The sequence below is a fragment of the Tateyamaria sp. GN1-10 genome (assembly GCF_055693845.1).
The window spans coordinates 4,242,326-4,267,970 of sequence record NZ_JBVFUR010000004.1; the positions used below are offsets into that span (position 1 = coordinate 4,242,326).

Genomic DNA, 25,645 nt, shown 5'->3' on the forward strand with positions numbered 1-25,645 from the left:
CGGTTTCCTTCGTTATTCCAGCCACAGACCTAGGCCGTACGCCCATGTGGCGCAAGGTCACGTGGAACACCCATTGATGTTTCGCTGCAACGCCGCAACTAGGAGGGCAAGGAGTTAAGCTCATGTTTCCATTCGTTCGCCTTGCCAAAGAGATGGTCAAAGCCCGCCGCCAACTGCCGCTGGGATTGACCGACCTGCATGTGACACAGCACCGGGTGTGGCCCTGGGACCTTGATGGCTTCATGGAGCTGAATAATGGGCGTGCCCTGACACTGTATGATCTGGGCCGCCTCGGCCTTGGCCAGCGTGCGGGCCTCATCGATGTGCTCAGGGCCAATCGCTGGGGGCTGACCATGGCCGGATCATCCGTGCGCTATCGCCGCCGCCTGCATGCCTTTCAGAAGTTCGAGATGCGCAGCCGCGCCGTTTGCTGGGATGACAAGTTCACCTATCTGGAACAATCCATGTGGAAGCCGGATGGTGAATGTGCCAGCCACGTCCTGTACCGATCGGCTGTGACGGACAAGAACGGGATCGTCCCACCACATAAGGTGCTGGAAGCGATGCATCAGGACCCGACCTCACCCCCTATTCCCGGCTGGATCGCGGCATGGATCAAGGCCGAGGCACAACGCCCATGGCCTCCAATGCAGGAAACTGACACCCCAAGCCTGAAGTCTGTCGCCTAAACCTTTTCTTGCCACATGCCCCTTGGCCTGCTTTGGTCGCCGCAACAAAAAGACGAGGGACTTGGGGCATGGCGGAGATTGGGCTGAGAAAGCGCATTTGGGGCTGGATGGCGTTCGATTGGGCGACGCAGCCGTTTTACACGCTTGGGCTGACCTTCGTTTTCGGCCCCTATTTCGCAGCCGTATCTTTCACGTATTTTGAAGCGCAAACCACGGATATTGAGGCCGCCAAGGCTTCAAGCCAAGCACTTTGGTTCTGGGGTCAGACCATTGCCGGCCTGTTCATCGCCTTCACCGCACCCCTGATCGGGGCCTATGCAGACAGCACCGGGCGACGGATGCCGTGGATCTGGATGTTCAGCGCGATTTACGTCGCCATGACGGCGACGCTTTGGTTCACCTTTCCAGACGCATCCACCCTGTTCCTGATCCTGATCGCTTTCAACATCGCTCTGATCGCGGCCGAATTCATGCTGATCTTCGTCAACGCAATCCTGCCGTCACTTGGGACCAAGGACGAGATCGGGCGCATCTCCGGCAATGGGGCCGCTATCGGCTATTGGGGCGGCGTTCTGTCGCTGTTCATCATGCTGCTGCTTTTGGCCGAGAATGACAGCGGCAAGACACTGATAGGGCGCGATCCGCTGTTTGGTCTTGACCCCGACACCCGCGAGGGCACGCGGTCGGTCGGCCCCTTCATCGCCGCATGGTTCGCTGTTTTCATGATCCCGTTTTTCGTATGGGTGCGCGAGCCGCGCCAAGCCAACCGGACAGGCGGCGTGAAAGAGGCCATGGCCGATCTCAAGCAATCGCTGGTCGGTGCCGTCAAACGGCGATCGCTTTTGAACTTCCTTATCTCGTCGATGTTCTACCGCGATGCTTTGAACGCGCTGTATTCGGCGGGCGGTGTGTATGCCACGCTGGTCCTTGGTTGGAGCATCATTCAGATCGGCATCTTTGGCATTGTCGGAGCAATCACCGCGGCTGTGGCAACACAAATTGGTGGTATCTTTGATGGCCGGTTCGGCCCCAAACCGGTGATCAAGGCCTGCTGTTTCATCCTGATTGGCGTCACCATCGTCATCGTTGGCATGAACCGGACCAGCCTTTTCGGCATCATTCCGCTGTCCGACGGATCAGCTCTGCCGGACATAGTGTTCTATTTCTGCGGCGCTGCCATCGGCGGTGCAGGCGGTGCAATATATGCCGCATCCCGATCGATGATGGTGCGGCACACACACCCCGAGCGTCCCACCGAAGCCTTTGGTCTGTTTGCTCTGTCGGGCAAGGCCACTGCATTTCTGGCGCCATTTCTGATCGGCCTGTTTTCGACGCTGACAGGCAATGCACAACTGGGTTATGTTCCGGTCATATTGCTGTTTATCCTTGGCCTGTACCTGTTGCGCTACGTGCACCCCGAAGGAGACCACGCCCAATGGTCAAAATCCGACGTTCCCTTACCCTGATCACCGCCTTCCTGCTCTGCGCCTGCACAAGCGGCGCGGGGACTGACATTGATGGCACGCCCACACCGGATGTGGATCCTGCCACGCTGCAAAACATCGCCAAGGGGCAGTTTGGCGGCAAGCGCCGCGCCTCGACGCAGACGGCTGCGCCTTTTGGCGGGTATTCAAGGGGATGTTTGGCAGGTGGCGTGCAGCTGGCCGAAACCGGCCCTACATGGCAAGCCATGCGCCTGTCGCGCAACCGGAACTGGGGGCATCCCGAACTGGTGGACTATGTGCAGGACCTCAGCCGCAAGGCCGCTGCTCAACCGGGCTGGTCAGGCCTGTATGTCGGTGACATGAGCCAGCCACGGGGCGGCCCGATGCTGACAGGGCACCGCAGTCACCAGATCGGCCTTGATGCTGACATCTGGATGTTGCCAGCTCGCAACCTGACGCTGTCCGCAGCCGAGCGTGAGAATATCAGTTCCATCTCGACCCGTCGCGCGTCCGGGGCCTATACGAATTCCAGCTGGACCCGCGCCCATCACGAGATCATCAAGGCCGCCGCCAGCGACGGCCGCACGGCGCGCATCTTTGTCTTCCCCGGCGCCAAGGTGCAGATGTGCAAGGATGAAAAAGGCGATCGAAGCTGGCTGCGCAAGGTCCGCCCCTGGTGGGGACACCACTATCACTTCCACGTCCGCCTCAATTGTCCCGCGGGCACACGTGGCTGCGTAGATCAGGCCGCCCCGCCCCCCGGTGATGGATGTGCTGATGCGCAGCAGTGGGTGAACAATATCTTGAATCCGCCCCCACCCGACCCGAACGCCCCCAAACCCAGACCGCGCCGCGAACTGCGTGTAGGAGACTTGCCGCAACAATGCTCTGGCGTTCTGGCATCGCGCTGATCCTGTCGGCAACAGCTGCGCTTGCCGAACCGCTCACCTTCATCCAAAGCTGGCCGCTCAGATCGGACCGGTCGGATTTCGGGGGGCTATCCGCTATTGAGATGTCGGATCCGGATACGGCAATCGTTCTATCGGATCGGGGCACGGCCTTTGCGCTGACCCTGGATCGCTCGACCCGCAGCATCACAATTGAACCGGCCAGTCAGCCCTATCCCAACAGCGACAGCGAAGGGTTGGCGCGCGCCGGGGATACGCTGTATTTCAGCTACGAAGGGCCAGCGGCCATTGCTGCACAGGATGGCACGCGGGTCCCCCTCACCCGGATTTCGCAACATACCATCCGAATGGGTCGCTAGAGGCACTGGCCGCGGATGACGACGGCACGCTCTATACGCTGCCGGAACGGTCGGGTGGCCTGGCGCGCCCGTTCCCGATCTATCGCTTTCGAAACGGCACTTGGGACATCATTGCAACCTTGCCGCGCACGGGGCCATTCCTGCCTGCAGGCGCGGATATCGGACCGGACGGGCGGCTCTATATCCTGGAACGTACATTCACGCCTCTTGGTTTTCGCAACCGGATTCTGACGCATGGACCCCAACCAACCGGGCATGCCTGCAGAAACGCTACTGACCACCGGTGCGGGACGGCATGACAATCTTGAAGGCTTGGCGATCTGGCAGTCAGACAGCGGCGCAACCTGCCTGACCATGGTCTCAGATGACAACTTCATATCGGTTCAACGCACCGAATTGGTTGAATACGCCCTCACGGAAACCCTTGCGGGCGGCGCCACCTGCGACTAAGAGGCGCCCGTCCGGCATGTTGCCGGGCCAAGTCGCCGCTACCTTGCAAAAACGGGCACCAGATATGACACGCGCACACCTTCCCGGCATCATTGCCATGGCCATGATCGTCGTGGCCTCGAACATCCTTGTTCAATTCCTGTTTGGAAATTGGCTGACCTGGGGAGCATTCACCTACCCGCTGGCCTTCCTTGTGACGGACATCATGAACCGGGTCTATGGCGCGGGCCCGGCCCGCACGGTCGTCTTTGTCGGCTTCATCGTTGGCGTGTTCTGCTCGCTCATCGGCACCCAGATCATGCTGCAGGGTGACGGGTTCACCTACCCCGCCGTGACCTTCCGCATCGCCATTGGTTCTGGCCTCGCCTTCCTGACGGCCCAGTTGCTGGACGTCGGCATCTTTTCCGCCCTGCGCAATGGCACATGGTGGAAAGCGCCGCTGGCCTCGACCATCATCGGCAGTTCGGTCGACACGGCCATTTTCTTTACCCTCGCATTCTCAGCCAGCCTGACATGGCTTGAGCCCGGCAACGATGTATCCTGGGCGGGCGAGGTTCTGCCCCTGCTGGGTGTCGGCCCCGAGGTCCCGCTTTGGGTGTCCCTGGCCGTTGCCGACTGGATGGTGAAACTGACGCTGGCGCTTATTGCATTGGCACCCTTCCGCTGGGTGACCGCACGCGCCGGCACCGCGACCTAAACCTGTTGACTTTTGCAGGCGCTGTGCCACCATCACCTTGAGTTTAACATTTGAAAGGAGGTGATCCAGTGTCGAGAAAGGTATTGGAGAGAGGTGTCGGAACAGCTTGGGAGGTCTCCTGCTAAGGCAGTCCTTCGCGGTGCAGACCGCCAAGTTGGTCGGTTGATCTAACCGGCACAACCTCCGAAACATTTCGAGAAGGGCCGCCCACCGGGTGGCCCTTTTTCGTGCGCGCCACTCGGTGTATCCAAGGTCATGCTGCGGATTAATGACGACATCACCATTGAGGATTGGGAACTGAGCGAGCAGTTTGTGCGCGCATCGGGTCCCGGTGGGCAGAATGTGAACAAGGTGGCGACGGCGGTTGAGTTGCGGTTTGAGGCGGCAAGGTCACCTTCCCTTCCCGGCCCGGTCAAAACGCGGCTGCGGCGGCTGGCGGGGCGGCGCTGGACCACAGAGGGAGCGCTGATCATTCAATGTGATGAGACGCGCAGCCAGGCTAGAAATCGGGAGATTGCCCGGCAGAGGCTGGTGGATCTGATCCGGAAGGCGCTGGTGGCGCCGAAAAAAAGGATCGCGACGCGGCCGACTTTGGGGTCGAAAAAACGCCGGTTGAAGGCCAAGAAAATGCGGGGGGACGTGAAGGCCCTGAGGGGCCGGATCGAGGAGTGATGGGCCTCGGAGAAATCAGGTGTCCCATGGTGGGACGGATTTCGGATCACACGATTTCAATGGGTTATAGAGACGGTTTTACCGTTTGTTAGGGTTTGGAGAGAGAGACTCTTCATTCTGGGAGACTTCTGACCTTCGGCTCAACAACAAAAATTCGCAAAGCGCAGGAAGCGGACTTTGCAAAGTTGGACTGGTGGCCCTAAGCAGCCCTTGACCGAAACAACGAACGCTGCGGTGCAACTTCCACAGAGCGGTCATTCAATTCAGCCTGAGTGATTGAGCCGGGCAAGAACCTCCGGCCCGGATCAAATTTTGGAGTGTTAGGAATAGTTGACGCGGAGCTCTATCTCTTGAGGCAGTAAAAACACAACTGGAGCGGGTGGAGGCTTTACGAAATAGTATTCAGATTAGGTGACGTTCTACAAAACCGAGGTCTTTAGTTTGGTCGAATATTTTCGTTCTGGGATGAACCTTTGGTTGCCAAACTCGACCGAACTCAACAGCGCACGAGACTGGGACAGCCGGGAACACTAGCAATTCGGCATCCATTCCATGGGCATTTTTTATTTCGTCAAGTGTTGATCGGACAATCGCTCTGCACCGGCTCAAATCATCTCTTCGCCTAAGGGCTCCGTGCTTTTGTAGACTGCTCCAGATCCCCCAAATCGAAATATCGTTCCCCGCTACTGAAATGACTCGGTCATCGGCAATGTCTGACGTGATCGAGAGCTTCAACGCAACGCGCTTCGGCCCTTCGATCCCTTTATGACGGGCGAATTCGACACAATCGCCGCTTTCCGGCCAAGCCCACTGTGCGGGTTCTCTGTGGCGGTCATACACGTCCAATTCAGAGATGCCAGAAAGGAGTCGCCCCAGCTCCATTAACAACGGTATCGGCGCCAACCCAAACACGGAAAGATGGCGAATTTCGCCGCTTTCGAAGCGGCCTGCGATGTTGTTTGCAAGGGCGACCCTCAGCACCCCGGTTTGGACAAACCAGTAGGTTGGATCATCGTCCTTAAAGTGCATACCTTTGACCTTGATCTCGGTCGCTCGCCTCTCCGCAGGGGTACGGATAGGCAGGATGGCGTTCACGCAGTCGTCAAATGGTACAGCAGTCTCGTTGGGTCCAATCGGCGCCGAGAACTGCAGGATGTGCGAGCGACTATCAGGACCGGCAGAAAGAACAGTATCAACCCATTCCTCGTGCTCTCTTTTCCACTCAAGACGTAAGTCTTCTGGATAGTCGTGCCATGCCTTGTCACCATCAATCACTCGATGATGGGAATCGCACATCAGCATGATGTTTTCTGCTTTGTCCGAAAGCGCATGCGACCTCTCGGGGTGCCCCCTCTTTCCACCTGGAGAAGACGCCACAATATGAGCAAGGTACGCGCTATTGAAGTCGAACACTCCTGCAAGTCGATCGTGATCCAGAGGTTTCCGACAGTTCTTGAACTGGCACCTTCCGGCCGCGCGCGCCCATACAAGAAGCTTGGTTACTTCGCGGGGTGATGGTCCTCTATTAGACATAGTTCTTAGGCTCCGGCCAATTTACTTGTCTTGAGAGTATTGGATGTGACGCTTCGGGCGCGCGAGCATTCGGAGACACACTCTTCGTCATGCTATGTTTTGGGACAAATTTAAGGATCAGAGCATACGTGGGCCGCTCAACGCAAAGCAAATCTAAGTTAACCGAATGTAAACAGTTTCAATTTCAAACATCTTGCCTTCGACTGCCATCAGATCATGGCTAACCGGGGTGGCCATTGACATGTCCAACACCCCTCGTTTCAGCGGTCATCCTGACCGCTGTTTCATTTCCGTCAGTTGTGAATTTTGGGGGCTTGCTGTTAGCTTCAATCGTTGCCGTCCACAGTTCCATATCTTGTGCGGTCGCAAAAGTCGTCAGAAGGGCGAAGACTCACAATGATACGAAGCCGAGGCAGTTTGGCCAACAACCAGCCATGATTGTTCGTCGTATAACTAGGGTTTCAAGTCTGCTCAAAGACGAGGCAATCCGTCATCGAGGTGAATCCAAGGCAACATACCACAGGTGTTCACATGCCTGGATGGCTCGACATCTTCTGGGTTCTCAAGTAACGAAGCATAAAAGTGCATTTCATCTGGAAAGCGGTCCGTAAAAAAGTACATGGGCGTGCCACAAGTTCCGCAGAAACCCCGCCTTCGCCCCTTGCTACTCATGAAATGGGTCGGATCAATTCCAGAGAACTTCCACGTGCCATTTGCATGTGCAATCCATGTGGTGAATGGTGATGCCGTCGCGCGTCTGCAGCTTTCGCAATGGCAATGGGTTACCCAGAGCGGATCTCCTGTCAGTTCAAACCTGCAAGCGCCACATAGGCAGTGGCCTTGACGCATGTGAGGTTGTGTATCCGCCATCCCAGTCCGGCCAATCTCACGACTCTTTCCAATTTGGCCAACACATCATTGCGATACTCATCCGCCAACCGTCTTCTTGCTTGACGCAAATATAGACTGCGTCGATGACCTCCAAAGGCGATCCATCTGCCTTTAGACGTGCAACGCCTTTGAGTTCGGCAATCACCGTGGTGTTATTACACTGGCGTGTATCGACGTCTTCCAAAACAGTGCGATCAAAGCCTTTGCTTTCCATGTCCGCGAACTGTGCTTTGAGTTTGTCGATCAAAGCGACCCTGTCAGGAACGCTGGTGGTTCCGCCTGGTACGACGTAGGTGACAGGTTCGGTGAACATATCGGCCATTCCGTCGTAGTCACGGGCATTCCAGCGCTCGATATAGGTTGAGATAAGGCTTAGAACCTCAGTTTCAGCAGACATGTATTCACCTTTTGTTGGTTAAGAAGTGGAATTTGTTGTATCGACCCAAAAAGTGACATACATATAGGTAGACAAAAGCGTTGCTGCCAGCTAATTCTCGAACCACAGGGTGTTTTGCTAAGCAGAACAAAGTTTACCGGAGCAAGTGCGATAGCGCAAAGTAAGGAACTGACAGATGAAACCATCAGCGATTATTGCAGGATTTGGCCCAGGGTTGGGACAAGAAATCGCCCTTAAGGTGGTTGAGCGAGAATTGAATGTCGGCCTTCTTGCCCGCTCGGCAGATAAGTTGGAAAGCGCGGCCAGGGCCAGTAGCTCCAATGTGATACCTCTTCCGGCAGATGTGACGAACCCAGATGCGGTCGAAGCGGCAGTTAACCACCTCGAAGAAACCGTCGGCCCGATCAAATTTGCTGTCTTTAATGCCAGCGCGTTTTTGAAGGGCTCTATCCTCGACTTTAGTCCCGCAGAATTTGAGCGCGCCTGGCGCATAAGTGCCTATGGTGGGTTTGTCTTTGGGCAAGCCGTGGCAAAGCGTATGGTCACTAGAGAGTCTGGGACAATTCTATTCTCTGGTGCCACCGCGTCACTTCGTGGCAACGCCCAATCTTTCGGGTTTTCTTCCCCGAAGTTTGCTCTCCGCTCGGTTGCGCAAAGTATGGCCAGAGAATTAGGCCCGCGTGGAATTCATGTGGCACACGTCATCTTGGATGGCGTCATAAAAGGTCACAAGCACAGCGATCCTGGAGGCGATGCCCATATGGATCCTAAGGATCTTGCCGAAATCTACCTGCGGCTTCACGAACAACCTCGGTCTACCTGGACGCAGGAGCTTGATGTTCGGCCGTGGTGCGAAAAATTCTAAGACGGACAAAGACTATGACAGACACACGGACGCGCATTCTCGATCTTGCTGAAAAACTCACGCAGACCAAAGGTTTCAAAGAGTTTAGCTATCTTGACCTGGCAGCAGATATTGGTGTCAAGAGTTCCAGTATTCACTACCATTTCAAAGCCAAGGCAGACTTGGCGCTCGCTTTGGTCAAGCGACACCGGTATAGATTGGATGAAGTTTATGCACGGTTCGACCGTGACTTAGTCACGCCACAGGAACGCTTGCGAGCCGTTTTGGCCCATTTCAAAGAGTACATCGTTGATGATCGGATTTGTATGTGCGGTATGATGGCAGCTGAGTTCGAGAGCATTAACCCAGGGGTTCGGCGTGAACTCGTCCACTATTTTCGCGACTTTCAAGACTGGCTCGCAAAACAGTTTTCTCAACTGGGACATGCAAACCCACCAACTGTAGGACTACAGTTTCTGAGTGCGTTAGAGGGATCCTTGCTTCTTGTCAGACTTGAAGGGGACGCTTCTGTCGTCGACCATGCACTTGACGGTTTCGTGACTCGGTAGCTTTTCATTTTCACTTTAAATCTATATTTATATAGATAGATACAAGGACGACCCACCCCAAACCTGGGAACGTAAAATGCCGTATGGAAACCAAACACACTTGACCCAAATCACAGGCGCTGACGAAGTGCACAGCTTTGAAGAGTACAAAGCAATCGAGGCGGCCATAAAGATCCACTCCGACGCCGCCGAAAAGGGCGATGGGAACCTCGCGCGCACTGCCTTCTACGACCACGCCTACATTGTTGGTTCAATCGAGGGCACCAATTTTGAAATGGATGCGGACACATTTGCCAGTGCCGTCACGGGCGGTGGCCCTGCCACGAACATCCAGCACCGCATCGCTTGGATCAACATCTCTGGCCCCGCCGCCGCCGCACGCGCCGAATTCCTCGACTGGAATGGCATGCGCTACACAGACTTCTTTGTGCTCTACAAGAAAGACGGTGCTTGGAAGATCAGCAGTAAGGTCTTCGACTCGCACGCAAAGAACTAGCGATCACGATTGCCGCTGATTGATCTCCCCGGTCAGCGGCACCTTAGCCCAATTCTCAACAACTCGTTGCCTGTGATGATTTGCAGGCAATTCAAAACGTGTATCCAACTCAAGGAAACGCCCATGTCACTTCTCCCAGTACAAACTGTTGAAGCAGCTCCAGAAGCTAGTAGGCCCCATTTAGAAGCCGCAGGAAGAGCCTATGGGTTCATCCCAAACCTGACAGCCGTCTTCGCAAATTCGCCCGCCATGATTGAAGCCTATGGCGTTCTGGCTGGCCACTTCGAAAAAACGGACCTGACACCAGTCGAGCGCCAGATCGTACTGATGACTAACAACCGACTGAACGGATGCAGTTATTGCATGGCCGCGCACTCGACAATTTCACAAATGCAGAAAGTGCCGGCCGATGTCATCGCTGCGGTGCGCGACGATGGCGAAATCGCCGATCCGAAACTACAGGCCCTACATGTCTTTGCCGCCCGCATCAACGAGACACGTGGACATGTCGCACAGGCTGAAATTGATACGTTCTTATCGGCAGGCTACACGCAGGCACATATATTGGACGTTATTTTTGGCACAGGTTTGAAAACCCTGTCAAACTACACCAACCACATTGCTGAAACGCCGCTCGATGCGCCGTTTCAAGCAAATGCTTGGGAAGCACCGCTTGGAGTCACTGACGCTTCAGCTTGGGAGCTTGGCGAAGCATCAGCGAACTGGGATTAATCTTTCTCTTGGCCAAGCCAATTGGCCTGGCCAAGTCCTTCAAGTCGATAATTAGGGACAGCAAAAATGACAAAAATACTCTTACTCAGCGCGATTGTTTTTGGTGCTGGGATTGGGATCCCAACGATGGCGGCTATCAATGCAAATCTCGGCGGTAGACTTGGCAGTCCCGTCTTCGCAACCGTGATCCTCATGCTCTTGGGGTTCGTCCTATCAGCAAGCTACCTGTTACTTGTTCAAGGAGTACCTAATTGGCCAACACAAACGCCACCCCTTTGGACCTTTGCCGGCGGATTCTTCGTCGTCTTTTATGTTTTGTCCGTCACTGCGATTGCACCCATCATTGGTCTTGGAAACGCGATTTTCCTGGTATTGCTGGGTCAAATCGTGGCCACAACGACGATCGATCACTTTGGGTTTTTTGGGTCAATCCAAGACCAGGTGTCGTTACGCAAGACAGCTGGAATAGCATTCATGGTGTTGGGTATCGTGCTCGCGCGGAAGGTTGTTTAACGCAGCGCGCCTCCGGCATTCATTTCGGAAAAAGGGCAACGTAGCCTGATGATACCGTGATCGACGATCTCTGATGCTGCACCTGCGGTACAGGATTTGGCGACATAGACGCCATCGCTCTCTGGGCCGCCTCTTTAAAGTGGCGGTCCAGAGATAATTTCCATGATTAGAAATCTTGAATAGTCGGGCGCAACACGGTTTCGTTGATGTCCACATCTGCGGGTTGCTCGATGGCATAAGCGATTGCGCGGGCAATGGAGCCTGACGGAATGGCTATCTTATAAAGTTCGTTCACGAAGTCGGCGCTATCCTGATGCGAGCTGCCACCCTTTAGCTCTGATTCGACGGCACCAGGCGCGATTGAAGTTGTGCAGATCGCTCCTCCAACTTCATGCCGTAGCCCTTCGGTGATGGCACTCACCGCAAATTTGGTACCGCTGTAGACCGATCCACCTGGGCTAAACACCTTCACGCCAACAACCGAAGATAGGTTGATAAAATGTCCGTGGCCTTGCTCCTTGAAAACAGGAAGAGCAGCGGCAATACCGTACAGAACGCCTTTGATAGTGATGTCGATCATCGCATCCCATTCATCCACTTTTGTTTCATATAAGGGGGCGATGGCCATGAAGCCCGCATTATTGATGATGACGTCCAGCTGGCCAAATGACTCAATAGCCTTGTTAACGAAAGCTGTGACGTCTTTTGCGTTGGTGACGTCCATTGTCTGGAAGTCGGCGGTACCGCCAGAAGCGCGGATTTCTGCGACAATTGCTTCGAGTTTATCAGTTCAACGTGCGCCAAGCACGACTTTGGCGCCAAAACTTGCTAGATGGCGGGCTGTCGCTTCGCCAAGACCGCTGCTAGCCCCGGAAATTGCGACTACTTTGTTTTGGATATTATTGCTCATTTGTTGATACCTTTTGGTGGGAGGAAGTAGGGGGATTCCACTACGCAATGGTTATCTATCTACATATGTGTAGTCACCAAGATCGAATGACGCTGCGTTTGTCACAACGCGTGGGTATTGCTGAGCGAGTTGAAAAACTCAAAGCAAATTGCGGACCAAAAGCCTGCAACCCTTATGCGCTTTCTATGAGAGGATGATGAAACAGATTGTCGGTTTTGCTTCGCAGCTTTTACTCAGCAACGTTGTCTAGGCTGGCGTACTGACCAAATCGTGCACCGACGAACAAAAGGATCACAGCGCAAAGAACCGTGGGTGCGAACAGCAAAGAAACTCTGTCGTAAACTTCTGCCAGGACGCCGCCTATCATTGGAAGCATGAACGCACATGCATAGCCAATCAAAGTGATACCGCCCGTCAAGCGGGCAACGGCGGTTCCTGATGCGACGATTGGGGGCAACGACATGATCAAGATCAACTGCACGGTCGCCGAAAAGCCTGCCAGCAGTGCAAACGCAAAGCCCAGCGTGTTTGGGGCTAAGGCAAACCCCGCCATGCCGACAACACCGGCGACACCTGTCACGACTACGGGGCCGCGGTGCCCGATCAATGCCTTTCCCCACCAAAGTAGTGAAAAAGAGGCCAGCAAGGGCGTAAAGTTATAGACGAGCAACAATGTCGCGAGCTTTGGCCCGCTGCCATGCGCATCAAGCATCGTTTTCATATACGCGTTTATCGAAAAGAAAACGGCAATCGAAACCGCCAGCCAAAGCCCCAGCTCCCAGGTCAACGTTTGTCGCCAGTCTGGCCTCCATGGACCGGGCGGCACTGGGTCACTTTGGTCCCGTGGGAAGAGAGCCAATCCAGCAATGAGGATAGCCGGAAGGGACCATATCAGAAATGCGCGCCGCCAATCCCCATCAACAAGCGGCAGAATTACAGGTAAGGTGAGACCTGCACCGGCAAGTTCTCCCACCATCATACCGTTGAGATAGACGGCACTCCCAAGGGCAGCTCGCGCAGGAAGCCACGACTTAACCGCCGAGGGGAGCGCTGTTTGAAACAACACAATCCCCAGCCCCATGCCCATTGAAGCTGCAAGGATCGCAAAGGCTGACGGGGCCCAGCCGCGTGCGGCCGAAAGCACGGAACCCAAGACCAATCCAATTGCAATAGTGCGGCCAATGCCTAAGCGCGTGACCAGAAGGGCCGCGAAGGGTGCGGCCAAAGCAAGGACGACCACGGGCAGCATCGTCAGCGCACCGGTCTGTGCCGTCGACAGGTCAAGATCTGATGCGATATCGCCGGAAAGTGCTGGCGCTGCCAACACAGGGATCCGAAGGAACAGACCAATTGCCCACAGAAGAGCGAGCACGCCGATCTCTCGGAGCGTCAGACCTTTCATAGCACGTCGGCAAAGGCGCGGACGGTCATTGCGGCAGCGCCTTGCGCCTTGATCGGCACGGCAAAAAACCGGAACGGTCTATCCGGCAACGCAGCCAGGTTTGTCAAGTTCTCCACGATTAAGATGTCGCGTGACAATAACTCGGTATGCACCGGGCGAACGGGGTCAGTGCAATCATCTGCATTAAACGTGTCCATTCCAACCAACTTTGCGCCGCCCTTGATCAAACGGTCGATGATATCCGGACCGATAAATGGGTATGTTTCATATGTGCTGGTGCCCCAGTGTTGATCCCAATCGAAGCGAAACAAGACGGCCTTACCGGCAATGTCTTCAGGTATGGCACATTCCAAAAGACCAACAGGCTGAGCAGCTTGAGCATTTGGAACATGCACGATCACAGCGTCCAGTACGACGTCGTCTAGCTGCAAGCCCGCTATGTCACGCTTGCCTTGAAAACGGTGTGCCGGGGCGTCCAAATAGGTTCCGATGGAGGTTTGGAAAGTGATCTCAGTCAGCTCAAACGATGCCTTTCCTTGATAAAAAGGGGCGGACGCTTCATGTGTCAGGAAGGGCTTGATAGAGGCGCTAAAGGTCTCTTCGCGCCCTTCAGGGGTGCGCATGGTGAAACCGGGCATTCCGTCGGTGAATGTGTGGGAGAGGTCTATAAGCATATTAGTGGCCTTTTCGGTCATGTGTCGGCCGCTTGTCTCAAAATCAGGTATGTGGTTCTTGGACAATCTCGCCTCGCTTGGTACAATCCCGCCAAGAAAGGAGACTGCATGCAATTGGATTTCACCGTAACCAAATCACTTGCTGACTCCGCAAACTTGTTGCGCAGCGTGACCTCGCCCGCGGGGATCGGTCTTGCATTGTGGGAAAGACGCGGCGGGCGAGACCTAAGCTATCGGCGTCCTGATCACCATACGATCAGCCTCTATCTGCGTGGCGGAAATTACGTACGGCACATTACTGGCGGTGCAGGGCGGCCCGGACAGTCTAATGTATCAGGCAGCCCAGGTGCGATTTGCATCATGCCGTCAGGGTGTGAAACGCAATGGGATAATCGCGGTTACGTCCGTTGGCTACATATCTATTTTCGAGATGACCATATCCAGCACGCGACAGCAGGCGCGGTCGACAGCCCAGCTGAGCTTGTGTTTGGGTGTGACCCTGCGTTTCGCGAAATGGCGGAGCGCTTTGTCTTGGCCTTGGACTGGAGCGCTCCCAATGACCTTCTGGCTCTTGATCATGCGCTGTATGCGCTGCTGGCGCGATCAACTGAGATTAAACGTCAAACGGCAGCTTTCCGGGCTCCCAACGGCGGTCTCACCGGCGCGCAATGCCAAGCCATCGAAGATGCAGTTGCAGCTACGCTTGACGAGAAAATCACTGTGGCAGCCCTTGCTGAGACTGCAGGTTTGAGCGCACGACAGCTCTCGCGCGCTTTTCCTGTGAGTTACGGTATGCCGCCATACGAATGGGTGCTGCGCCAGCGCCTTGATGCGGCACGCGCCCTGCTTGATCAGGGGCGCGAGGCGTTAGACGTCGCCGCTGCTTGTGGGTTTTCCTCGCAAAGCCACATGATCCGGCGCTTTCGCGCCACTTTTGGATATACACCAGGCGCAATGCGTTAATGCGGTTCGTATGTGGCTTACTCGGCATTAAACGGCCGAGGTGTTTTAGTTTTCTGGCAAAGAGTACCGAGCTAAGCAGTTTACGTGGTCCACCGAGGCCTGGCCCAGCTCTAGTCATATCGATTCCATGCTGGTTTGTTGGAGGATTATGGTGTCGGAGAGCCTGGAAAATTCGTACTAAATTCGAGAGCCGACCTTGGTGCATGCGCGGCTAATGTCGGCTTTTGTCCCGCAGAGCTGACATTGAGCCGCCCAGCACAAGCCCGTGGGGTGGTGTCGCACCGAGCATTTGGTAACGCTTTATGGTCGCCAAGCACATTCCACAGAATGTTCGGTTTGGGGCAGTCGCCAAAACACCAGCCCGCCGGGACGGGCTTGTGTTGGACCGGCGCCTTCGGCTTGATTCCGGTCTGGTCAGTGATTTTAATGAACGCGGTTTCGTCCCGCAGATCTAACGCATGGGTCGATCCAGCAGCGTCGGCTTTGGACTGGCAACTGCCACTAAAATGTCCCGCACGAAAGGCCACCACAAGTCAGGCAAGTCACGCTGGTGTGACGCTCCAAACCCTAACAAATCCTAACAAATCCTAAACCCACCTCTGTAACCTATTGAAGTCTATGGGGGCGGGGGATGTCCCAGCGTGGGACACCCCCCAAAAGGCCCCATCCGGGGCCCATCAAGATCAGTGGATCACCGCATCCTCAGGGCGGGGGCGATTGGTCCCCGAAACCCGGTCCCCGATGAGCAACCCATCGGATCCAGCGGTCACCTCGATCGTGTCTCCATCCTTGACATCCCCGGCCAGCAGCATCTCTGCCAGCGGGTTCTGGAGCGCCGATTGGATGACCCGTTTCAAGGGTCGCGCCCCGAAGACAGGGTCATACCCTTCATCGGCCAGCCACGTCCGGGCCCCCTCATCCAGCAACAGCTCGATTTTCCGGGCCGCCAACCGTTTGAGAAGCCGAGCCATCTGGATGTCCACGATCCCGTCCATATCGTCCCGCCCCAGCCGATCAAAGATGATCGTCTCGTCCAGGCGGTTCAGGAACTCGGGCCGGAAATGCGCCCGCACCGCATCCATCACATCCCGCCGCGCATCGCTTGCATCCGCCCCGTCCGGCAGCTGGCTCAGCGCCTGCGCGCCCAGGTTCGAGGTCAGGATGATCAGCGTCTGCTTGAAGTCAACCGTGCGGCCCTGACCATCTGTCAGCACCCCATCATCGAGCACCTGCAACAGAACGTTGAACACATCCGGGTGCGCTTTCTCGACCTCATCGAACAGCACCACCTGGTACGGTCGGCGCCGGACACTTTCAGTCAGCGCGCCCCCCTCATCATACCCGACATATCCCGGAGGAGCTCCGATCAGCCGCGCGACCGAATGCTTCTCCATGTACTCCGACATGTCGATCCGAACCATCGCGTGCTCGTCATCAAACAGGAACTCGGCCACCGCCTTGGTCAGCTCGGTCTTACCCACACCGGTCGGCCCGAGGAACAGGAACGAGCCCAGCGGCCGGTTCTCGTCATTCAGACCCGCCCGCGCCCGACGCACCGCATTGGCCACCGCCCGCACAGCACTGTCCTGACCAATCACACGGTTGTGCAGCTGCTCTTCCATGCGCAACAGCTTCTCGCGCTCGCCTTCGAGCATCTTGGAGGTTGGAATACCGGTCCAACGTTCAACAACACTCGCGATCTGCTCGGGCCGTACAGCCTCCGCCACCATGGCGTCGGTCTCGGCCCCTTCGGCCTCGCCCAGCTTGCGCTCAAGATCAGGGATCACGCCGTAGGACAGCTCACCCGCTTTCGCCAGATTGCCTTCACGCTTGGCGATATCCAAAGCCGCCCGCGCATGATCCAATTGCTCTTTGATGTCCCGGGCAGAGGCCAGCTTGTCCCGCTCGCCCTGCCACTGCGCCGTCATCTCGGCGCTGCGCTCCTGCAGATCGGCCAAGTCCTTTTCAAGCGTCTCAAGCCGATCTTTCGAGGCTTGATCATCCTCAAGGCGCAGCGCCTCAACCTCGATCTGCATTTGCAGGATCTGGCGGTCGAGTGCGTCCAATTCCTCGGGCTTGGAGTCGACTTCCATCCGCAAGCGCGACGCGGCCTCATCCACCAAGTCGATGGCCTTGTCCGGCAGGAACCGGTCCGTGATGTAGCGATGGCTCAGAGTCGCGGCGGTCACCAGCGCACTGTCAGACACGCGAACACCGTGGTGGAGTTCATACTTCTCTTTGATCCCGCGCAGAATGCTAATCGTATCCTCGACCGTTGGTTCGGCAATCATGACCGGCTGGAACCGGCGGGCCAGTGCCGCGTCCTTCTCTACATACTTGCGATACTCATCGAGTGTTGTGGCGCCCACGCAATGCAACTCACCCCGCGCCAAGGCCGGCTTGATCAGGTTCGCCGCGTCCATCGCGCCATCCGTTTTGCCCGCGCCCACCAGCGTATGCATCTCGTCGATGAACAGGATGATCTCGCCCGCGGCTTCGGTCACTTCGGTCAGAACCGCCTTCAGCCGCTCCTCGAACTCTCCGCGATACTTCGCACCAGCAATCAGGGCGCCCATGTCCAAGGCCAGCAGCCGCTTGTTGCTCAGGCTTTCGGGCACGTCACCATTAACGATGCGCAAGGCAAGCCCTTCGGCAATGGCCGTCTTACCGACACCGGGTTCACCAATCAGAACCGGGTTGTTTTTGGTGCGGCGGCTCAACACTTGCATCGCACGCCGAATTTCCTCGTCCCGGCCAATGATCGGGTCAATCTTGCCCGCCTCGGCACGTTCGGTCAGGTCCATCGCGTATTTCTTCAACGCATCGTACCCTTCTTCGGCGCTTGCGCTATCAGCGGTCCGTCCCTTGCGAATGTCGTTGATGGCGGAATTCAAAGCCTGCGGGTTCACCTTGCCCGCCGCAAGCGCATCCTTCGCACCGGATTTGACCATGCCAAGCGCCATCAAGATGCGCTCGACGGGCACAAAGCTATCACCTGCCTTCTTGGCCAGCGCCTCGGCTTCGGCCAATACCTTGGCCGTTGCGTTGTCCAGATAGACCTGTGCGGCATCGCCCGTCACCTTGGGCATCTTCGCCAGCGTCTGATCCACATGGGTCAGGACGCGGGCAGGATCACCACCGGCACGTGTGATCAGGTTGGATGCAAGGCCCTGCTCGTCATCCATCAGTGCTTTCAAAATATGTTCGGGGGCCAGCCGTTGATGGCTGTCGCGTGCAGCGATTGTCTGCGCTGCCTGAACAAAGCCGCGCGACCGCTCCGTGAACTTCGATAAGTCCATGGGTTATTTCTCCTTTGTCAGCGCCCTTTTCAAGCCGCGCCCTCCCGGAGGCACGCGACCCACCGGGCCTACGGAAACAAGATGGGGAACCGCCAAACGTTGCACAAGTGCCACAGGTGGAATTCCCACACGTTTTTCAGGGCTGCTATCGGTCGCGCTTCTACGCGTCAGCATCACGTCAATCCTTCACATTCGTACGGCACATTCACAACTTTTGGCAAAACCCCGCCGATTCAATGAGTTAGCCGAAAGGCCATTTTCCATACGCATCCGTTGCGAAAAAGTTAGCAATTTCAGAATCTTGCTTAAAATCAGCTGCTTAATCTGAAACGTTGGGCACAGGTCTGTGAATCAACGTGACGGGAATTCCCCCTTAAATCCTGAAATCTCTCACCCATGTTGAATGGCACACGAGCAGAACCACAACATGTAGGTGACCCAAATGCAGACTGTTCCGTTGCAACTGAGCGATGTGATCTACAACGCCGCCACGCAGTCTTTCGAAGCACTCGTAACCGTGCACGACGCCACAGGTGCGCGCAGCTATGCCTGCGCCATCAATGCGCCCATTACGATGGAGTTCGCAGACGCCGCCAACGGCCTCGCAACCCAGGCGATGCGCCGTCACACACGAGGCCGGTCTAATGTAACACACATGCCTGCCGCCATGGCACCGCGCCGCGCCAACCGGCTTGCCGGTTTGCGCCGTATGACGATTGATACGTTTGCCGCGCTGCGCCCACGCGCGGCCTGATTTCCCTCGTTCCGTTGCCCCACGGGATTTGCGCAGCTTCTGTCCCCGCGCAAACCCCATCGCAACGGAACCACACAGAGACAGGTGCCTGCCTGCTAAGTCTCTGAAACTGGCCCGGGTGCGTCACGCATCCGGGCTTTTTTTCGTCTTCAACCTGCCCTAAGACCATTCAAACGCCAGATGCGGGGGACCAGACATGGCAGACGACAGGTTGATCGTGGCAATGGACGTGCCAAACGCTGTGGCCGGGTTGGAACTGGCTGACCAACTGGGGGACAGCGTAAGTTTCTACAAGATCGGGCTAGGCATGCTGACAGGTGGCGGCCTTGCCCTCGCGAATGAGCTGAAACAGGAACGAGGCAAGCGCATCTTTCTGGACATGAAGCTGTTCGACATTGGCGCCACGGTCGAGGCTGCGGTGCGGGGCCTTGCGCAATTCGATCTGGATTTCCTGACGGTGCATGGCGATCCCCATGTGGTGCAAGCCGCCAAGGAAGGGGCTGCAGGCAGCAACCTCAAGATTCTGGCCGTGACCGTCCTGACATCGCTGGATCGGGCGGATCTGGATGAATGCCTGATCCGGGCCGGCGATATCTCTGATCTGGTCACGGAACGAGCGGGGCGCGCCTTTGCGGCCGGTGCTGACGGTGTCATTGCATCACCCCATGAAGCACGCGCGATCCGCACCCTGCCCGAGGCAGATGGTCGGCTGATTGTCACACCCGGCGTCCGCCCGGCAGGGGCCGATCTGGGCGATCAGAAGCGCGTTGCGACGCCAGCGAATGCCATTGCAGACGGCGTTGATCATATCGTGGTGGGGCGCCCGATCTGGAAAGCACCCAGCCCAAAGGCCGCAGCCGAGGCGATTTTGTCAGAAATGCTTAGTCCGCAGGCATCTGCGCCAAACCACTGAGTTCACGCAGCTTTTCTTAACCTTTGGCAGTCGCCATGCGGTGGCTGCATCAACAGTTTGTGCCATTTAAGCAACGCACCACAGGATATTGGAAAGGTCAGGAAATCCGGACTCGGAAAACTCCCGTAAAGGTGGTAACTTGACTTTAGGTGATACTCCCCGACGAACCGGCTCTTCCTGAGGTTCGTCACCTCCCCCGCTGCGCGCGGGGGGCTTTATGTCAGGGTCTTTCAATCGTCGCAGACATGACACCGGCCAAGTAGTCGCGCAGGCGCGGCTTGAATTGTGGCACGACCCATTCGTGGTCCAGGAACGTCTGTGGATCCATCAGATCCCACGCCTGTCCTTCATCCCCAAGAGAGATCTGGCTGGCCATGTCCGCAGGCAGGTGTGCCGCGAAAAACCATGAAATCTCTCCACTGTTGGACCCATAATCGCGGCCCCAGCGTACCAGGTCAGGATTGATCCTCAGGTTCAACTCCTCCTGGGTTTCCCGCAAGGCACATTGCAAGGGTGTCTCACCCACTTCCCAGCCACCGCCCGGCAAATCCCAGTGACTGGGCCACAGCAGTCCGGGCTTGTCATCGCGCAAGAGTGTCGCCAGGCGATCGCCCACAAACAGGGCGAGTTTCGCCCCGATCAACCGTCCAGCCATGTTCAACCCCTCACCAGTTTGCTACAGGAAAAGGACTAGCCACAAAGCCGCCCCATGCCCAGCCTATGCCGAGATTGCCTGACGACCTTTGAAGCGGGTTCCCGCTGCCCGTCCTGTGGTGCGCCGCGCGTGGTCAGCCATCCGGAACTCTTTGATCTCTCCATTGCGCATATGGATTGCGACGCGTTCTACGCCTCGGTCGAAAAGCGGGACGATCCCAGCCTCGAAGGCAAGCCGGTGATCATCGGCGGCGGGCGGCGCGGCGTTGTCTCGACCGCCTGTTACGTGGCCCGCATTCGTGGCGTCCGATCCGCCATGCCAATGTTCCAGGCACTCAAGCTGTGCCCCGAGGCCATCGTGATCAAGCCGCGGATGGAGGCCTATGCCGAAGCCTCGCGCGCGATCCGCGACATGATGGAAGAGATGACGCCGGCCATCGAACCCTTGTCCTTGGACGAAGCGTTCCTTGACCTCACAGGCACGGCCCGCCTGCACGGAGCACCGCCAGCGGTGATATTGGCGCGGCTCATTAAACGTATGCGGGATGAGCTGGGTCTCACGGGTTCCGTTGGCTTGTCCCACAACAAGTTCCTTGCCAAGGTCGCCTCAGACCTTGAAAAACCGCACGGTTTCTCGATCATCGGAGCCGCTGAAACCGCCGACTTTCTGCGGGACAAGCCTGTGCGGTTGATCTGGGGCATTGGTCCGGCAGCACAAGCATCGCTCGACAAGGCGGGGATTCGTACGTTCGCCGACCTCCTGCGCTGGGAACAGACAGATCTGGTGGCGCGGTTCGGATCCATGGGCGACCGTCTCTGGAACCTTGCGCGCGGACGGGACGCCCGCCGGGTCACACGCAATGCGCCGATGAAATCCATCAGCAACGAAACAACCTTCGGCGAAGACACCAGCAACCCTGACATTCTGGACGGGCACCTTTGGCGCATGGCCGAGAAAGTGTCGGGCCGGGCCAAGGCACGCGGGCTTGCAGGCCGGGTGGTGACACTCAAACTCAAGCGGCACGACCATTCATCGCTGACGCGGCGGGTGTCCCTGCGCGACCCGGCGCAACTGGCCGACACGATCTACCGCACAGCGCGCGGGTTGTTCGACCAGGTGGGGGACGAGGGGCCGTACCGGCTCTTGGGTTGCGGTATCTCTGACCTCGTGGATGCAGACAGCGTACAAGCATCTGGCGACCTGCTGGACCCAGACGCGCGCAAACGCGGACAGGCAGAACGAGCAACCGACGCGATTCGGGATCGCTTTGGACCTGATGCCATTGTCAAAGGGCGCGCGCTGCGCTGACCGCTATTCTGCGGCGAGCGGTAAACGGCTTTGGCCGACGCGTGACACCTCGGCCACCACCGCACGCAACTGATCTCGAACCGCATCAAAGTCAGCGTTGGGCTCGATCAGGCGCTCGTTCATATAGAGGGATCGATCAATCTCGACCTGAATGGCATGCTGATTGCGGGACGGACGGCCATAGGCTTGCGTCACATAGGCCCCTGCAAAGGGCGCATTGCGGGCCACGGTAAACCCGGCAGAGGCAAAGGCCGCTTCGACAACATCCATGATGTCGCCACCAGCCGCTGCGCCAAAACGATCCCCCAACACCACGTCGGGACGCTTCCGCGCGCCTTGGGCAATGCCGTCCATCGCCTCGTGCGGCATCGAATGGCAATCAATCAAGACGGCCAAACCGTGATGCTGGTGGGCACTGTCCAGCAGCTTTTGAAGCATCTGATGATAGGGGCGCCAATACAGATCAATCCGCCGCTCGGCCTCGCGCATGGGCAACTTGCCACGATAGATAACACGGCCATTGGCCACCACGCGGGGGATAACACCCAAACCGCTGGCAATACGTGGGTTGTGCCCCTGACGACGCACCCCTTCGATCAGGGCCGGGTCCAGCTCATCCGCACTGCGGTTCAGGTCCACAAAGGCACGCGGCGCACCTGCCTTGAGCAAGGGCGCACCGTGCTGCGGCGCCATGTCGAACAGCTTGTCTACAAAGGCATCTTCGGATGACCGTATGATGCGTTCGTCCAGCACTGTCCGGCGCAGGAAACTCCACGGGTAGTCGCGCCCGGAATGGGGCGACGCGAACACCGCGCATGACGTGCGGCGCTCCGGGTGCAGGACTTCGTACGCAACCTTTGGCATGGACCCTCCTCTGGTTTCCAACATAGCCTGAGAATTGGGAAAGCCAAAAGCCCTTGATCCTCTCTTCGACTCCTTTTATACGCCCCTCACCCGGCGCGGATTTCCGCGCCCGCTTTCTTTGTGGGCAGGCAATTCGGGACGGTCACAGTGGGCGATTAGCTCAGCGGTAGAGCACTTCGTTGACATCGAAGGGGTCACAAGTTCGATCCTTGTATCGCCCACCACCTATTCCGCCAACCGGGGCAACCCGCACGGCACCAAAACACCGGCACGCATGTGCCAGAACGCAACCCGGCGCTGCTTCGCGCCATGAAACATGAGGAAGAAGCGCCATGAAGGTTCGCAACTCGCTCCGTTCGCTGAAAAACCGGCACCGTGATTGCCGCGTTGTGCGTCGCAAGGGCCGCGTATACGTCATCAACAAGACGCAGCGCCGGTTCAAAGCACGCCAGGGCTAAGACCCAAGCGACAGAATGTCAGAAGGCCGTTCCGTTTTGGAGCGGCCTTTTTCTTTGGCAAGACGTGTGACGTTGGGCCCTATCGGCGACCGGTGGTTTTGCGGCCTTAGCTGACGCCGCCCGCACCAACCTGCTTCTCAAATCGCCACACATCCAATGGGAAAGCCCCTTCGGATGTATCAAGGTCGACCCTCCGCTGACCCGCGTTGATCCAACCGGATTTCTCGTAAAAGCGACCGGCCCGATGATTGCCGACAGCACAGGCGAGCCATGCCAGGTCGTGCCCATTCGCCGCTACGCGAAGCTCTGCGTCACCTATCAGCGCCTTGGCGACACCGGACCCACGCGCGACTTGCGAGACATACATCTGATAAAGCTCGTCATCCTTGACCATGCAAAATCCAAGCACGTTCGAACCATCAACAGCGATCCGGGTGCAGGCAAGGTTTTCCAAAGCACGTTCCCGAAAGCTGTCCTCGGTGCGTAACTCACACAGCCTGCGCGGAACAATATCAGCATGTGCCTAGTGCCAACCAGACGCCCAAACTGCGCAAATCTGCTCTGCATGGCCTTCTGTCGGTCGCTCCAGTGTATAGTGCATGTGGCAAAGCTATCTTTGCGCTCTGGTGTGAGCAACGGATATTCCCAACAGATCATCACCCGAACGGGACGATCAAAGCCAAAATACATTTGAAGCGACCAAGGTCGATTGGAGAAACTTGGACGTCCGCAGCACAGTGAATCACGGCTGCGATCAATAGCACTTTTGGCCCAAGCTCCTTTTTATGGTACGCTATTCCACAGTTGATTTAAGACTTTGGAGTTTCATTATGACAACAATCGCGAAATTAAATTATCTTAGAAAGCAATCCGGACTTCCCCTGATACGGTTTGACCTGACGCGTCTGAGGGGCGAAGACATTCAAGATTTGCGTGATGCGTATGCGGCGATGTACGAAATTTCCGATATCGCGCAAGGGGATAATCGTGGGTATTATATATATGCACGCGGACATGGGTATGATCTCGACCTATGCCACAATGACAACCGTATCTTTCTCACTTGGCACAGATCTTACGTCTATTCATTCGAGAAAGCGCTGAACAGTGCCCTGCAATGGAAACGGCAGGACAACGAGCTTGAGCTGACGTTGCCGTATTGGGACTGGACACAGTTTTTGACGGCGACCCATGCCCCGAATGGCCTGCCCAAAGTTGTTGATGACGAAAGCTATACGAACGCCGAAGGCGACGAGGTTCCCAACCCATTGGCGCGTGCCAAAAGCTTGTTCCGCATCGTTGGTCTGGGTCTTACCGGCGACGACCAGTACACAAGCCGTCTGCCCACAAGATTGCGAAACGACATACCCTTGCTGAGAAACGAGGTTGCCCGATACCTGACCAACCCCAGCTTCAGCGCCTTTCAGGACGACTTCAATTTTGCCGCTCACGGGCATGTTCACGTGGTGGTCGGTGGCAGCGATCCGGCGTCACCTCTGCCCTTCCCGGCACGCGATATGGGGCGCACAGTGTCGGCAGCGTATGATCCGGTTTTCTGGCTGCACCACGCCATGTGCGACAAGGTTTGGGCCGACTGGCAGCAAATTTGGCCCAACGCCAACATTCCGCAACACGTGCTTGACACCGTGGTCTATGACGGCAGGGTTGGTGCCGATCTGATCGATAACGAAACCTCACTGCGCTACATCTATTCCGAGGATTCCGTCGAGGCCGCCATTGGCGCTTTGGGCACATCCGATACTGCACCGGCGGCAGCGCTGTCGGCGGCAGCCAGCCAGGTAAAGGAAGTGCAACTGGGCACTGTCGAGGCAGGGTTCGTGCGCGCCGAGTTGGAGTTCCACAAGCTCCGCCCACCGCGCGACAGCTTCGAACTTCGGGTCTACATCGACAATCCATCCTGCACCGCCTCGACCGGCTACAAGGACGATTCATATGGCGGGCGCATTGTCTTTTTCGGACACGGCCCTTGTCATGGGGCACCGGGGCATTGCAATCCGGACCTTGCGATCCGGGATGAGTATGACTTGCGCGCTAAACATCCACTCAGACATGAACACACCCGCTATCGTGTGGACATAACCCGCGGATTGCGTCGCTTCATCGGGCGGAAGAAATCTGTGAAAAACGTGAAAGCCTATCTTGTTATTGTAGACGATTCTGGCGCACGCGTGTCGTCAGAGGCCGTCAGTTATGACCAATGCTCTCTCAGAACCTTCGCCAAGGATTGAT

Annotated in this window: 29 protein-coding genes, 1 tRNA gene and 1 pseudogene; 21 read left to right on the top strand and 10 right to left on the bottom strand. The window is 56.9% G+C overall.

The annotated features are described in order from the left end of the window. Positions 1 to 122: 122 nt before the first annotated feature. The 8 genes from ACZ1HN_RS23335 (at position 123) to arfB (ending at position 5,220) form a co-directional block, all read left to right on the top strand. Positions 123 to 689, top strand: coding sequence for an acyl-CoA thioesterase (locus ACZ1HN_RS23335; RefSeq protein WP_472729225.1), 567 nt, complete (start codon positions 123 to 125; stop codon positions 687 to 689). Between the two features lie 68 nt (positions 690 to 757). Continuing rightward, positions 758 to 2,155, top strand: a complete 1,398-nt coding sequence (locus ACZ1HN_RS23340) for an MFS transporter (RefSeq protein ID WP_472729226.1) — start codon at positions 758 to 760, stop codon at positions 2,153 to 2,155. After that, positions 2,125 to 3,045, top strand: coding sequence for a penicillin-insensitive murein endopeptidase (gene mepA, locus ACZ1HN_RS23345; RefSeq protein ID WP_472729227.1), 921 nt, complete (start codon positions 2,125 to 2,127; stop codon positions 3,043 to 3,045). Before ACZ1HN_RS23340 ends, mepA begins: the two co-directional genes overlap by 31 nt. Beyond that, positions 3,018 to 3,401, top strand: coding sequence for an esterase-like activity of phytase family protein (locus tag ACZ1HN_RS23350; RefSeq protein ID WP_472729228.1), 384 nt, complete (start codon positions 3,018 to 3,020; stop codon positions 3,399 to 3,401). The genes mepA and ACZ1HN_RS23350 overlap by 28 nt, the downstream gene beginning before the upstream one ends. 5 nt (positions 3,402 to 3,406) lie before the next feature. Continuing rightward, on the top strand, positions 3,407 to 3,700 hold the full coding sequence (locus ACZ1HN_RS23355; protein WP_472729375.1) for a hypothetical protein: 294 nt from the start codon (positions 3,407 to 3,409) through the stop codon (positions 3,698 to 3,700). Beyond that, positions 3,636 to 3,851 carry a hypothetical protein gene (locus ACZ1HN_RS23360; RefSeq protein WP_472729229.1) on the top strand — a complete coding sequence of 72 codons (216 nt, stop codon included), beginning with the start codon at positions 3,636 to 3,638 and terminating at the stop codon, positions 3,849 to 3,851. The genes ACZ1HN_RS23355 and ACZ1HN_RS23360 overlap by 65 nt, the downstream gene beginning before the upstream one ends. Positions 3,852 to 3,915: 64 nt before the next feature. Beyond that, the gene (locus tag ACZ1HN_RS23365; protein ID WP_299600167.1) at positions 3,916 to 4,548 is read left to right on the top strand and encodes a queuosine precursor transporter; all 633 of its coding nucleotides are present in this window, start codon (positions 3,916 to 3,918) and stop codon (positions 4,546 to 4,548) included. A 255-nt stretch (positions 4,549 to 4,803) separates the two neighbouring features. Beyond that, a complete protein-coding gene (gene arfB / locus ACZ1HN_RS23370) occupies positions 4,804 to 5,220 on the top strand; it encodes an alternative ribosome rescue aminoacyl-tRNA hydrolase ArfB (RefSeq protein WP_472729230.1) in 417 nt (138 codons plus the stop codon). A 402-nt stretch (positions 5,221 to 5,622) separates the two neighbouring features. On the opposite strand, the gene ACZ1HN_RS23375 is transcribed toward arfB, so the two are convergent. Next, positions 5,623 to 6,522, bottom strand: a complete 900-nt coding sequence (locus tag ACZ1HN_RS23375) for an SAVED domain-containing protein (protein WP_472729231.1) — start codon at positions 6,520 to 6,522, stop codon at positions 5,623 to 5,625. Positions 6,523 to 6,600: 78 nt separating this feature from the next. Between ACZ1HN_RS23375 and ACZ1HN_RS23380 the strand changes: the two genes are divergently transcribed. Continuing rightward, positions 6,601 to 6,735, top strand: coding sequence for a hypothetical protein (locus ACZ1HN_RS23380; RefSeq protein ID WP_472729232.1), 135 nt, complete (start codon positions 6,601 to 6,603; stop codon positions 6,733 to 6,735). 489 nt (positions 6,736 to 7,224) lie between these two features. Here the strand turns inward: ACZ1HN_RS23380 and ACZ1HN_RS23385 are convergent, their stop codons facing one another. Then, positions 7,225 to 7,623, bottom strand: a complete 399-nt coding sequence (locus ACZ1HN_RS23385) for a GFA family protein (protein ID WP_472729233.1) — start codon at positions 7,621 to 7,623, stop codon at positions 7,225 to 7,227. Positions 7,624 to 7,639: 16 nt separating this feature from the next. After that, entirely contained in the window at positions 7,640 to 8,041 is a 402-nt protein-coding gene (locus ACZ1HN_RS23390; RefSeq protein WP_472729234.1) for a YybH family protein, read from the bottom strand. Positions 8,042 to 8,216: 175 nt separating this feature from the next. Here ACZ1HN_RS23390 and ACZ1HN_RS23395 point away from each other — a divergent pair, with 175 nt between their 5' ends. The 5 genes from ACZ1HN_RS23395 (at position 8,217) to ACZ1HN_RS23415 (ending at position 11,195) form a co-directional block, all read left to right on the top strand. Continuing rightward, on the top strand, positions 8,217 to 8,906 hold the full coding sequence (locus tag ACZ1HN_RS23395) for an SDR family NAD(P)-dependent oxidoreductase (RefSeq protein ID WP_472729235.1): 690 nt from the start codon (positions 8,217 to 8,219) through the stop codon (positions 8,904 to 8,906). Between the two features lie 14 nt (positions 8,907 to 8,920). Beyond that, positions 8,921 to 9,454, top strand: a complete 534-nt coding sequence (locus tag ACZ1HN_RS23400) for a TetR/AcrR family transcriptional regulator (RefSeq protein ID WP_472729236.1) — start codon at positions 8,921 to 8,923, stop codon at positions 9,452 to 9,454. Positions 9,455 to 9,554: 100 nt separating this feature from the next. Further along, positions 9,555 to 9,950, top strand: a complete 396-nt coding sequence (locus tag ACZ1HN_RS23405) for a nuclear transport factor 2 family protein (RefSeq protein WP_472729237.1) — start codon at positions 9,555 to 9,557, stop codon at positions 9,948 to 9,950. A 123-nt stretch (positions 9,951 to 10,073) separates the two neighbouring features. Continuing rightward, positions 10,074 to 10,682, top strand: coding sequence for a carboxymuconolactone decarboxylase family protein (locus tag ACZ1HN_RS23410; RefSeq protein WP_472729238.1), 609 nt, complete (start codon positions 10,074 to 10,076; stop codon positions 10,680 to 10,682). 66 nt (positions 10,683 to 10,748) lie between these two features. Further along, entirely contained in the window at positions 10,749 to 11,195 is a 447-nt protein-coding gene (locus ACZ1HN_RS23415) for a DMT family transporter (protein ID WP_472729239.1), read from the top strand. A 166-nt stretch (positions 11,196 to 11,361) separates the two neighbouring features. Here the strand turns inward: ACZ1HN_RS23415 and ACZ1HN_RS23420 are convergent. From ACZ1HN_RS23420 to ACZ1HN_RS23430, 3 genes and pseudogenes are all read right to left on the bottom strand, one after another. Then, positions 11,362 to 11,970, bottom strand: a pseudogene (locus ACZ1HN_RS23420) (SDR family oxidoreductase); the annotation flags it as partial. 364 nt (positions 11,971 to 12,334) lie between these two features. Further along, entirely contained in the window at positions 12,335 to 13,507 is a 1,173-nt protein-coding gene (locus ACZ1HN_RS23425) for an MFS transporter (protein ID WP_472729240.1), read from the bottom strand. After that, positions 13,504 to 14,202, bottom strand: a complete 699-nt coding sequence (locus ACZ1HN_RS23430) for a cyclase family protein (RefSeq protein ID WP_472729241.1) — start codon at positions 14,200 to 14,202, stop codon at positions 13,504 to 13,506. Before ACZ1HN_RS23430 ends, ACZ1HN_RS23425 begins: the two co-directional genes overlap by 4 nt. Positions 14,203 to 14,289: 87 nt before the next feature. Here ACZ1HN_RS23430 and ACZ1HN_RS23435 point away from each other — a divergent pair, with 87 nt between their 5' ends. Further along, positions 14,290 to 15,144: a helix-turn-helix domain-containing protein gene (locus ACZ1HN_RS23435; RefSeq protein WP_472729242.1), complete on the top strand. Its 855-nt coding sequence runs from the start codon at positions 14,290 to 14,292 to the stop codon at positions 15,142 to 15,144. Between the two features lie 683 nt (positions 15,145 to 15,827). On the opposite strand, the gene clpB is transcribed toward ACZ1HN_RS23435, so the two are convergent. Further along, positions 15,828 to 18,443, bottom strand: a complete 2,616-nt coding sequence (gene clpB, locus ACZ1HN_RS23440; RefSeq protein ID WP_472729243.1) for an ATP-dependent chaperone ClpB — start codon at positions 18,441 to 18,443, stop codon at positions 15,828 to 15,830. A gap of 442 nt (positions 18,444 to 18,885) precedes the next feature. On the opposite strand from clpB, the gene ACZ1HN_RS23445 reads away from it, so the two are divergent. Together ACZ1HN_RS23445 and pyrF are read left to right on the top strand one after the other, a co-directional pair. Then, positions 18,886 to 19,197: an orotidine 5-phosphate decarboxylase gene (locus ACZ1HN_RS23445; protein ID WP_472729244.1), complete on the top strand. Its 312-nt coding sequence runs from the start codon at positions 18,886 to 18,888 to the stop codon at positions 19,195 to 19,197. A gap of 196 nt (positions 19,198 to 19,393) precedes the next feature. After that, positions 19,394 to 20,110 carry an orotidine-5'-phosphate decarboxylase gene (gene pyrF / locus ACZ1HN_RS23450; protein WP_299203724.1) on the top strand — a complete coding sequence of 239 codons (717 nt, stop codon included), beginning with the start codon at positions 19,394 to 19,396 and terminating at the stop codon, positions 20,108 to 20,110. 220 nt (positions 20,111 to 20,330) lie between these two features. On the opposite strand, the gene ACZ1HN_RS23455 is transcribed toward pyrF, so the two are convergent. Next, the gene (locus tag ACZ1HN_RS23455) at positions 20,331 to 20,765 is read right to left on the bottom strand and encodes an NUDIX hydrolase (protein ID WP_472729245.1); all 435 of its coding nucleotides are present in this window, start codon (positions 20,763 to 20,765) and stop codon (positions 20,331 to 20,333) included. A 54-nt stretch (positions 20,766 to 20,819) separates the two neighbouring features. Here ACZ1HN_RS23455 and ACZ1HN_RS23460 point away from each other — a divergent pair, with 54 nt between their 5' ends. Next, a complete protein-coding gene (locus ACZ1HN_RS23460; protein WP_472729246.1) occupies positions 20,820 to 22,073 on the top strand; it encodes a DNA polymerase IV in 1,254 nt (417 codons plus the stop codon). A gap of 3 nt (positions 22,074 to 22,076) precedes the next feature. Here ACZ1HN_RS23460 and ACZ1HN_RS23465 read toward each other — a convergent pair whose 3' ends face one another. Continuing rightward, positions 22,077 to 22,937 (bottom strand): N-formylglutamate amidohydrolase, encoded by an 861-nt coding sequence (locus tag ACZ1HN_RS23465; protein ID WP_299704611.1) that lies wholly within the window; start codon positions 22,935 to 22,937, stop codon positions 22,077 to 22,079. A gap of 149 nt (positions 22,938 to 23,086) precedes the next feature. On the opposite strand from ACZ1HN_RS23465, the gene ACZ1HN_RS23470 reads away from it, so the two are divergent. Both ACZ1HN_RS23470 and ykgO read left to right on the top strand, forming a co-directional pair. Continuing rightward, positions 23,087 to 23,161, top strand: a tRNA-Val gene (locus ACZ1HN_RS23470). Between the two features lie 108 nt (positions 23,162 to 23,269). Further along, the gene (gene ykgO, locus ACZ1HN_RS23475; protein WP_005850168.1) at positions 23,270 to 23,395 is read left to right on the top strand and encodes a type B 50S ribosomal protein L36; all 126 of its coding nucleotides are present in this window, start codon (positions 23,270 to 23,272) and stop codon (positions 23,393 to 23,395) included. Between the two features lie 106 nt (positions 23,396 to 23,501). Here ykgO and ACZ1HN_RS23480 read toward each other — a convergent pair whose 3' ends face one another. Beyond that, positions 23,502 to 23,906 carry a GNAT family N-acetyltransferase gene (locus tag ACZ1HN_RS23480; protein ID WP_472729376.1) on the bottom strand — a complete coding sequence of 135 codons (405 nt, stop codon included), beginning with the start codon at positions 23,904 to 23,906 and terminating at the stop codon, positions 23,502 to 23,504. 418 nt (positions 23,907 to 24,324) lie between these two features. Here ACZ1HN_RS23480 and ACZ1HN_RS23485 point away from each other — a divergent pair, with 418 nt between their 5' ends. Beyond that, positions 24,325 to 25,644: a tyrosinase family protein gene (locus tag ACZ1HN_RS23485; RefSeq protein ID WP_472729247.1), complete on the top strand. Its 1,320-nt coding sequence runs from the start codon at positions 24,325 to 24,327 to the stop codon at positions 25,642 to 25,644. Position 25,645: the final 1 nt, after the last annotated feature.